This is a genomic window from Vibrio penaeicida, assembly GCF_030689305.1.
GTDB classification, from domain to species: Bacteria; Pseudomonadota; Gammaproteobacteria; order Enterobacterales; family Vibrionaceae; genus Vibrio; species Vibrio penaeicida_B.
Genome location: NZ_JAUYVM010000026.1, coordinates 64152 through 72335, shown reverse-complemented (window position 1 = coordinate 72335; position 8184 = coordinate 64152). Strand labels below are relative to the sequence as shown.

At 44.9% G+C, this 8184-nt stretch carries 7 protein-coding genes and 2 tRNA genes; all 9 read right to left on the bottom strand.

The features are described 5' to 3' along the window. Positions 1-74, bottom strand: a tRNA-Arg gene (locus Q8W40_RS26085). Positions 75-129: 55 nt separating this feature from the next. Further along, positions 130-222: transfer RNA gene (locus tag Q8W40_RS26080), tRNA-Ser, on the bottom strand. A gap of 180 nt (positions 223-402) precedes the next feature. Beyond that, entirely contained in the window at positions 403-600 is a 198-nt protein-coding gene (gene csrA, locus Q8W40_RS26075) for a carbon storage regulator CsrA (protein ID WP_101112495.1), read from the bottom strand. Between the two features lie 86 nt (positions 601-686). After that, the gene (locus tag Q8W40_RS26070; RefSeq protein ID WP_305401419.1) at positions 687-1883 is read right to left on the bottom strand and encodes an aspartate kinase; all 1197 of its coding nucleotides are present in this window, start codon (positions 1881-1883) and stop codon (positions 687-689) included. A gap of 136 nt (positions 1884-2019) precedes the next feature. Next, a complete protein-coding gene (gene alaS / locus Q8W40_RS26065; protein WP_305401417.1) occupies positions 2020-4602 on the bottom strand; it encodes an alanine--tRNA ligase in 2583 nt (860 codons plus the stop codon). A 255-nt stretch (positions 4603-4857) separates the two neighbouring features. After that, positions 4858-5319, bottom strand: a complete 462-nt coding sequence (gene recX / locus Q8W40_RS26060) for a recombination regulator RecX (protein ID WP_305401416.1) — start codon at positions 5317-5319, stop codon at positions 4858-4860. Between the two features lie 94 nt (positions 5320-5413). Continuing rightward, entirely contained in the window at positions 5414-6454 is a 1041-nt protein-coding gene (gene recA, locus Q8W40_RS26055; protein WP_305401414.1) for a recombinase RecA, read from the bottom strand. Positions 6455-6560: 106 nt separating this feature from the next. Continuing rightward, a complete protein-coding gene (gene pncC, locus Q8W40_RS26050; RefSeq protein WP_305401413.1) occupies positions 6561-7064 on the bottom strand; it encodes a nicotinamide-nucleotide amidase in 504 nt (167 codons plus the stop codon). A gap of 67 nt (positions 7065-7131) precedes the next feature. After that, positions 7132-8184 (bottom strand): toxic anion resistance protein, encoded by a 1053-nt coding sequence (locus tag Q8W40_RS26045; RefSeq protein ID WP_370693435.1) that lies wholly within the window; start codon positions 8182-8184, stop codon positions 7132-7134.

Below are 8184 nucleotides of genomic sequence, written 5' to 3'. Positions count from 1 at the left end.
CGCGCTCGGAAGGATTCGAACCTTCGACCGCCTGGTTCGTAGCCAGGTACTCTATCCAGCTGAGCTACGAGCGCGCTTTGTCTTATTAGACATTGAAAACATCAACGTTTATAAGAACATGTGCAAGAATGGCGGTGAGGGAGGGATTCGAACCCTCGATACGGCTATAAACCGTATACTCCCTTAGCAGGGGAGCGCCTTCAGCCTCTCGGCCACCTCACCGTCTTGCGGAGGCACATATTACGATTTACCAAAAATATGTCAAACATTTTCTTGGCATAATTTGCAAAAAATCGCTTAAGCGTTGGGTATTTAATCAAAGCGGCGGGAAATTAAACTTTTCCTGTTACACACCATCTAAACCATTATTAAAAAGGCCAGCGTTTGCTGACCTTTTTAATGTTAGTAGTTGCCTGAAGCAGAACCACCGTTGCCTTTCTCGGCTTGTATACGCATGTAGATTTCTTCACGGTGTACCGATACTTCTTTTGGCGCATTAACACCAATTCGAACTTGGTTACCTTTAACACCAAGCACGGTGACAGTTACTTCATCACCGATCATAAGAGTTTCACCTACGCGGCGAGTCAAAATTAGCATTCTTGTGCTCCTTGAGTAATCTCTGATTTATTTTTCTCTATGATGTCACCATCTTAGGCAATTAACAATTCCATAATGTTATTTGGCTATGAAACCATTAGCTTTTGGTGCCCATCAAGCTCTAAATGTCCAGCTACAATAAAATTGTGAAGATGATTTGAAATCTCTTCTATTCTCTCTGGTTCAATGAAGTATGTACAAGAGCGGTTGCTCTTCACTTCACCTAACAATGGAATTTGATGCTGTGCGAATTCATCAGCAAGCGCAGCATGCACTTCTTGGATTCGACAACCAACACAGCTGATTGCTGATACCCGAGTGGTCTTTTCAATACTCTCAGAAGCAATAAGTGATAACTTCGCAAGAGAACTCTGTGGAATGACAATATCCGATACTTTCACATCTTCCGCCGTCGCCCAAACATCAATCCCTAACATTTGGCTTTGATCTCGAATAGACTGCAATGCGCTTGATTTAACCTCAATAACAATCAAATCGCGCTGGATAGCGAGCCCGCATATCGGACTATCAGACTGCTCTCCGGTCACCAAAGTTCCCGAATTTTCAGAAAATGAAGAAAGAACACGCAAAGGAATACCGTGTTTCCAGGCATGAATGACAGAAGGCAAGTGCAATACCTTCGCCCCTTTTCTCGCCATTTCTTCCATACTAGGAAAGTCAATTTCCGCTAGTTTACGTGCACTTTTTACGATGCGAGGATCGCATGTATAAATGCCATCAACGTCGGTAAAGATCTGACATTCTGCAGCGTTTAACGCACCAGCAAGTGCCACTGCGGTAGTGTCCGATCCTCCGCGCCCAAGGGTGGTAATGTTGCCACTTTCAGAAATTCCCTGAAAGCCTGCGACGATCACTACGTGGTCATTCTCTAAATAGCTCTGAATCGTATTGGTATCAATCGATTCGATAGACGCGTCGTTGTGGAAACCATTCGTTTTAATACCCGCTTGGCTGCCAGTTAGCGATACAGCATTCGCACCTTTTTTGTTCAAGGTCATGGCCAAAAGTGCCATTGAAACTTGCTCGCCTGCTGATAACAATACGTCTAACTCTCGGGCTGTTGGTACAGAATCAATCTGTTGAGCCAACCCCAACAAGCGGTTTGTTTCGCCTGACATTGCAGAAACGACAACCACAACCTGCTTCCCTTCTTGCTTGGTTTTTATAATGCGCTCAGCAACTGCCTCAATGCGCTCAATCGAACCAACCGAAGTTCCGCCGAACTTCTGAACTACTAAAGATTCACGTAATGACTGTGTCACCTTTCTTCACCATCCTGGGGCTTAATCCCCGTTGTTATTACACAAAAAGCAATTGAACGCGAAGCTATCACATTCAAAGCTACTAAATACAAATGCCACTGACTTTATCAGCCAGTGGCAGTCAAAAATACAAAAGTTACAAACGCTCTTCTAGCCATGCATCAACAGACGACAAGGCTTCTGGCAGTGCAGTTGCATCCGTACCACCGGCTTGAGCCATGTCTGGACGACCGCCACCCTTGCCACCGACTTGTTGAGCAACCATGTTAACTAGCTCGCCTGCTTTTACCTTACCAGTCAAGTCTTTAGTTACACCGGCAATCAAGCCAACTTTGTCCCCAGATACGTTACCCAACATAATGATGCCACTGCCCAGTTGATTTTTTAGCTCATCAACCATGCCACGCAGTGCTTTATTGTCAGCACCGTCTAGCTTAGAAACCAATACTTTTACGCCAGCGATTTCTTTCACTTGGCTCGTTAGGCTCGCACTAGCTTGAGAAGCCAGTTTATCTTTCAGCTGTTGAATCTCTTTTTCTAAAGCTTTTGCTTTGCTCGCGGCTTCAGACAATTTGGCTTCGAACTTGTCTTGGCTTGCTTCGATCGCGTCTAGTGCACCTTCACCGGTCACCGCTTCAATACGACGGATACCTGCTGCGATACCACCTTCTGAAACAATCTTAAATAGACCAATATCACCAGTGCTAGACGCATGAATACCACCACAAAGCTCGGTTGAGAATTCTCCCATCGACAGCACGCGGACTTCGTCGTCATACTTCTCGCCAAATAGCGCCATCGCGCCTTTCGCTTTAGCAGACTCTATATCCATGATGTCCGTTTTAATTGTGTGATTGCGACGCACATGCGTGTTTACTAGGCGTTCTACTTCTTTGATTTCTGCCGAAGTCATGGCTTCCAAGTGAGAAAAGTCGAAACGCAAGTTATCTGCTTTAACTAGTGACCCTTTCTGCATGACATGTTCGCCAAGTACTCGACGTAGCGCTTCATGAAGTAAGTGAGTTGCTGAGTGGTTTAAAGAGATAGCCGCGCGGCGCTCTGCATCCACATTGGTCGATACGCTGTCGCTTTTCGCTAAAACACCTTCAGAAAGAACACCGTGGTGAGCAATGGCATTACCCAACTTTTGTGTGTCTTCCACTATGAACAACCCAGTGTCTGTTTTTAACACACCAGTATCACCACACTGACCACCAGACTCGGCATAGAATGGCGTTTCACCTAGAACGATAATCGCTTTGTCACCAGCGGACAGAGATTCAACTTCTTCGCCTTCAACAAAAATGCCTGTAACAGAGCTCTGACCTTCGGTTGCTGTATAACCTTGGAATTCAGTTGTCGCATCAATCTTAATAGATGCGTTGTAGTCGGTGCCAAATTGACCTGCTTCACGAGCACGCTGACGCTGCGCTTCCATCGCTTTCTCAAAACCTTCTTCATCGATCGTAAGTTCTCGCTCACGAGCAACATCATTGGTTAAGTCTGCTGGGAAACCGTAGGTATCATAAAGCTTAAATACTGTTTCACCATCCAGAACGTTGCCTTCAAGGCTATCTAATGCGTCGTTTAGAATTGTCATGCCGCGTTCAAGAGTACGACCAAAGTTCTCTTCTTCAATTCGAAGTACTTTTTCAACAATGGCTTGTTGTTTTTTCAACTCAACGCCAGCAGTACCCATCACGTCGGCAAGTACACCAACCAATTTGTGGAAAAATGCACCCTGCGCACCTAGCTTGTTACCATGACGAACAGCACGACGAATGATTCGGCGCAGTACGTAACCACGTCCTTCATTTGAAGGCATCACGCCATCAACGATTAGGAATGCACAAGATCGGATATGGTCAGCGACAACACGAAGCGATTGATTCGATAGGTCGTCATAACCCGTCACTTCCGCCGCAGCTTTGATTAATGTTTGGAATACATCAATTTCATAGTTTGAGTGTACGCCCTGCATAATCGCAGAAATTCGTTCAATACCCATTCCGGTATCGACAGAAGGCTTTGGTAGCGGTTCCATCGTGCCATCGGCATGACGGTTAAATTGCATGAAAACGTTGTTCCAGATTTCGATGAATCGATCACCATCTTCTTCTGGTGTACCCGGACGTCCACCCCAAATGTGATCACCGTGATCGTAGAAGATCTCAGTACAAGGACCACATGGACCTGTATCGCCCATTTGCCAGAAGTTATCGGACTCGTATGGCTTACCACCTTCTTTATCGCCAATACGAACGATACGGTCAGCTGGAACACCCACTTTCTTGTTCCAGATTTCAAACGCTTCATCATCGGTTTCGTAAATCGTCACCAACAAGCGATCTTGAGGCAGTTTTAATACGACCGTCAGAAATTCCCAAGCAAATGCGATAGCGTCTTCTTTGAAGTAATCACCAAAACTGAAATTACCCAACATCTCGAAGAAAGTGTGGTGGCGAGCAGTAAAGCCCACGTTTTCTAAATCGTTGTGCTTACCGCCAGCACGTACACAGCGTTGAGACGTAGTCGCTCGAGTGTAGGCTCGTTTTTCTAAGCCTAGGAAACAATCTTTAAATTGGTTCATTCCTGCGTTAGTGAACAGCAGGGTTGGATCGTTATGTGGTACTAACGATGAACTGTCTACGATTTGGTGTCCTTTGCTTTCAAAGAACTTGAGGAACGCGTTGCGAACCTCGTCAGTGCTCATGTACATGCAGCTCTTCCTGAAAATAGTCGAGTTAGAATTTTGCCACATTGTATACCCAACCGACCTAAAGATGCGAGATTCAACAAGAATTTATTCGCGCAACGAATCACCGTTTCTAAAAGAAAAATGAAAACAGAATCTTAGGAAGATTGAATTAGAAGAGTGTTGGTATAAAAAGGAAGATAAGGAACAGCAATTGGTATTGCTAAGAAGAAATGAGGATTAGAGCAGAATGTGTGTTGGACTGCCTAGACTCCCACTCTATTCTTCATCACTTAACGCGTAGCTGATTTGGTCAAAACTGTAACCACGATATTGCAAAAAACGCACCTGTTTAGCGTATTCCTTCTGGTCTTTGGCTTTTATGCCTTTAAACTTTTTTTCTGCTGCCGCTTTTGCCAATTCAAACCAATCTTGTGGCTCCTCTTGCATTGCCTCATCAATGACCGATTCCGATACACGTTTTTGATTTAATTCTTGTCGAATACGACGCTCACCATGACCTTTGTAAACGTGTTGACGTATCTGGCTTTTGGCGTAGCGAAGATCATCGAGATAATTATGATCGATACAGAAATTCATCGCTTCTTGGATCTGCTCTTCATCGTATCCTTTAAAAGCCAGCTTTTGATAAAGCTCGTATTCACCATGATCACGTCGACTGAGCAAGTGAATGGCAGCTTCTTTACTTGAAAGGGTAAGAGGATTTTTCTTTGGATACATACTCAAAGCTTCAACGAAAACAGGTGATATAAGTGCTTTAACTTAATACACAAAAGCCCTGCATTGCAGGGCTTTTTTAAATCAATGAAGAGAATTAAAACTCTTCTTCTTTTGGCTTCTCGCCAACTTCTGGCTCTTCAGGTTGTGCTACAACCAAAAGCATGTCACGAAGCTTGGTGTCGATCTCTTTCGCTACATCTGTATGTTCACGAAGATATTTACCCGCATTCGCCTTACCTTGACCAATTTTGTCACCATTGTAGCTGTACCAAGCACCTGCTTTCTCAACCAACTTGTGCTTCACACCCAAGTCAATAAGTTCACCTTCGCGGTTAAAGCCTTGGCCGTACATAATTTGAGTCTCAGCCTGCTTAAACGGTGCAGCAATCTTGTTCTTAACCACTTTAATGCGAGTCTCGTTACCGACGATTTCGTCACCATCTTTGATGGAGCCCGTACGGCGAATATCAAGACGAACAGATGCGTAGAATTTCAGTGCGTTACCACCTGTAGTGGTTTCTGGGTTGCCAAACATTACGCCAATCTTCATACGGATTTGGTTGATGAAGATACACATACAGTTTGACTGTTTAAGGTTACCCGTTAGCTTACGCATGGCTTGAGAAAGCATACGCGCTTGAAGACCCATGTGGCTGTCGCCCATCTCACCTTCAATTTCTGCTTTTGGTGTCAGTGCTGCTACGGAGTCAACAACCATGACGTCAATAGCACCTGAGCGCGCTAGTGCGTCACAGATTTCTAGCGCTTGTTCACCCGTATCTGGCTGAGAAACAAGTAAAGCATCGATATCGACACCCAGTTTCTTCGCGTAGATAGGATCCAACGCATGTTCTGCATCGATGAACGCACAGGTCTTGCCTTCACGTTGTGCTGCTGCGATAAGCTCTAGAGTTAGCGTGGTTTTACCCGAACTCTCTGGACCATAGACTTCTACGATACGCCCCATTGGCAATCCACCAGCACCCAAAGCGATATCCAGTGAAAGTGAACCAGTAGAGATGGTTTCAACGTCCATCGTACGGTTATCACCAAGGCGCATGATAGAGCCTTTACCGAATTGCTTTTCAATTTGTCCAAGTGCTGCGGCTAACGCCTTTTTTTTGTTATCGTCCATCCGTATCTCCACACAACGTGTTCGTGATTATGCTGGCTATTATACTGTTGATTCATACAGTGTCCATACCTGTATGAAAAAATTTCTCGATTGAGCACTTAACTCTTTAGGAGTGCTCACTTTTTTCATCTGTTAGGTACTGTAGCAAAGTCTGCATTGCATGCTCGACTGCGTATTCACGGACTTGAGCGCGATCACCTTCAAAATGACAAGTTTCAACTTTTTGCCACCCTTGCTCTGACATCCAAGCAAAGCAGACCGTCCCTACAGGCTTTTCTTCAGTACCACCACCCGGACCTGCCACACCACTGATTGAGACACCAATGGAAGCCAGAGAATGTTGCAGTGCACCGCTGACCATTTCAATCACCACCGGTTCACTTACCGCACCGTATGACTCAAGGGTTTCTGGCTTGACTGACAGCATCTCCATTTTGGCTTCATTGCTGTAAGTCACAAACGCCCTATCAAACCAAGCTGAACTGCCTGCAATATCCGTCATCGCCGTCGCAACTCCACCACCGGTGCACGACTCAGCCGTTGTCATAACGGCTTTTTGTCTTTGAAGCGCTTCGCCTAATTGTTGGCTTAATTCTCTTTGAGACACCATATTTCAACCCCATAAAAAATGCCCAGAACAACGCTATTCTGGGCATTTTATTTATTCGCAACAACCGTTAATTTTCAAGAGTCTGAGACAGCGCTTCTTTCAGTTCTTGCTCCGCTTTTTCGATAACAGACTGTGCATGCGCACGCTGTTCTCGCCCTTCTTTCACTCTCGAAAGCGTGTTGTTCAGCGTTTCAATCGTCAACTGATTCACGGTTTCTAGCGACTCTAAATCCAAAATGCCACGCTGGTAGTTTTCAGAGATTTGCTCTTCTAGCACTTTCAGCTTCTCAGCATTCTTTACGTATTGTTGATTGGTGTAATCTTTTACAGCACGTGTCACCTTGAGGGCTTTCTCTTTTTCGTAGTTAGAAATCGCAATCAAGAATTGGCGCTTCCACAATGGGAATGTGTTGTGCACGATATCCTGAATGTCTTCCATCAGCATCTTATTGCCTTCTTGAGACAAACGAATCTGAGGGGCAGTTTGAATCGCCGCCATTCGAGTCAGCTCAAGATTGTGTATGCGTTTTTCTAAGCGGGCAACCGCTTGAACCGCATCGCGATGTTTTTGAGCATCCAATGCATCAGACGACTTCTCAGCTTCCACTAATAGGGAAGGAAGCACCTCGGCGTTCATTTGGGTCAGTTTCCATTTACCAGCGGTAATGTAGTTATCTAGACCATTCAATAGCGCTAAGTTTTCATCGTAAAGCGTATCGAGACGGCTAATGTCGTGCCCTAGCTTAAGCTCCTGTGCTTCCAGTTTTCCTGAAAGCTGTTCTAAATGTTGCTTCACCGTATCAAAGCTGTCTGAGAATTTTTTGAACGAATCAAACAACTCACCGATGAGTGGCAAACTGGAAAGAAAGCTTTTCTCTTTCAAGTAGTCAAACTCTGCGCTGTTCATCGAGCTGACCATTGATTGTAAGATTTCACCTGCTTCACCTGTATCTCTGATACGCACTTGGTCAAGTACGGTATCGGAAAAATTGGTAATACTTTCCAGAGCTTCTTTACCAAATGTAATGGTAGCAACGCTATCGAACGGGTCGAAATTTTGTGCTAATTCCAGAACCTGAGGACTGAGGGCGTCTTCTGTTGCTTCATCGGTTTTAACCAT

Excerpts from the sequence above, each read along its gene's own strand:
- Q8W40_RS26045 (WP_370693435.1), bottom strand. The coding sequence starts at position 8,184 with ATGGTTAAAACCGATGAAGCAACAGAAGACGCCCTCAGTCCTCAGGTT.
- recA (WP_305401414.1), bottom strand. The coding sequence starts at position 6,454 with ATGGACGATAACAAAAAAAAGGCGTTAGCCGCAGCACTTGGACAAATT.
- csrA (WP_101112495.1), bottom strand. The coding sequence starts at position 600 with ATGCTAATTTTGACTCGCCGCGTAGGTGAAACTCTTATGATCGGTGAT.
- alaS (WP_305401417.1), bottom strand. The coding sequence starts at position 4,602 with ATGTACATGAGCACTGACGAGGTTCGCAACGCGTTCCTCAAGTTCTTT.
- recX (WP_305401416.1), bottom strand. The coding sequence starts at position 5,319 with ATGTATCCAAAGAAAAATCCTCTTACCCTTTCAAGTAAAGAAGCTGCC.
- pncC (WP_305401413.1), bottom strand. The coding sequence starts at position 7,064 with ATGGTGTCTCAAAGAGAATTAAGCCAACAATTAGGCGAAGCGCTTCAA.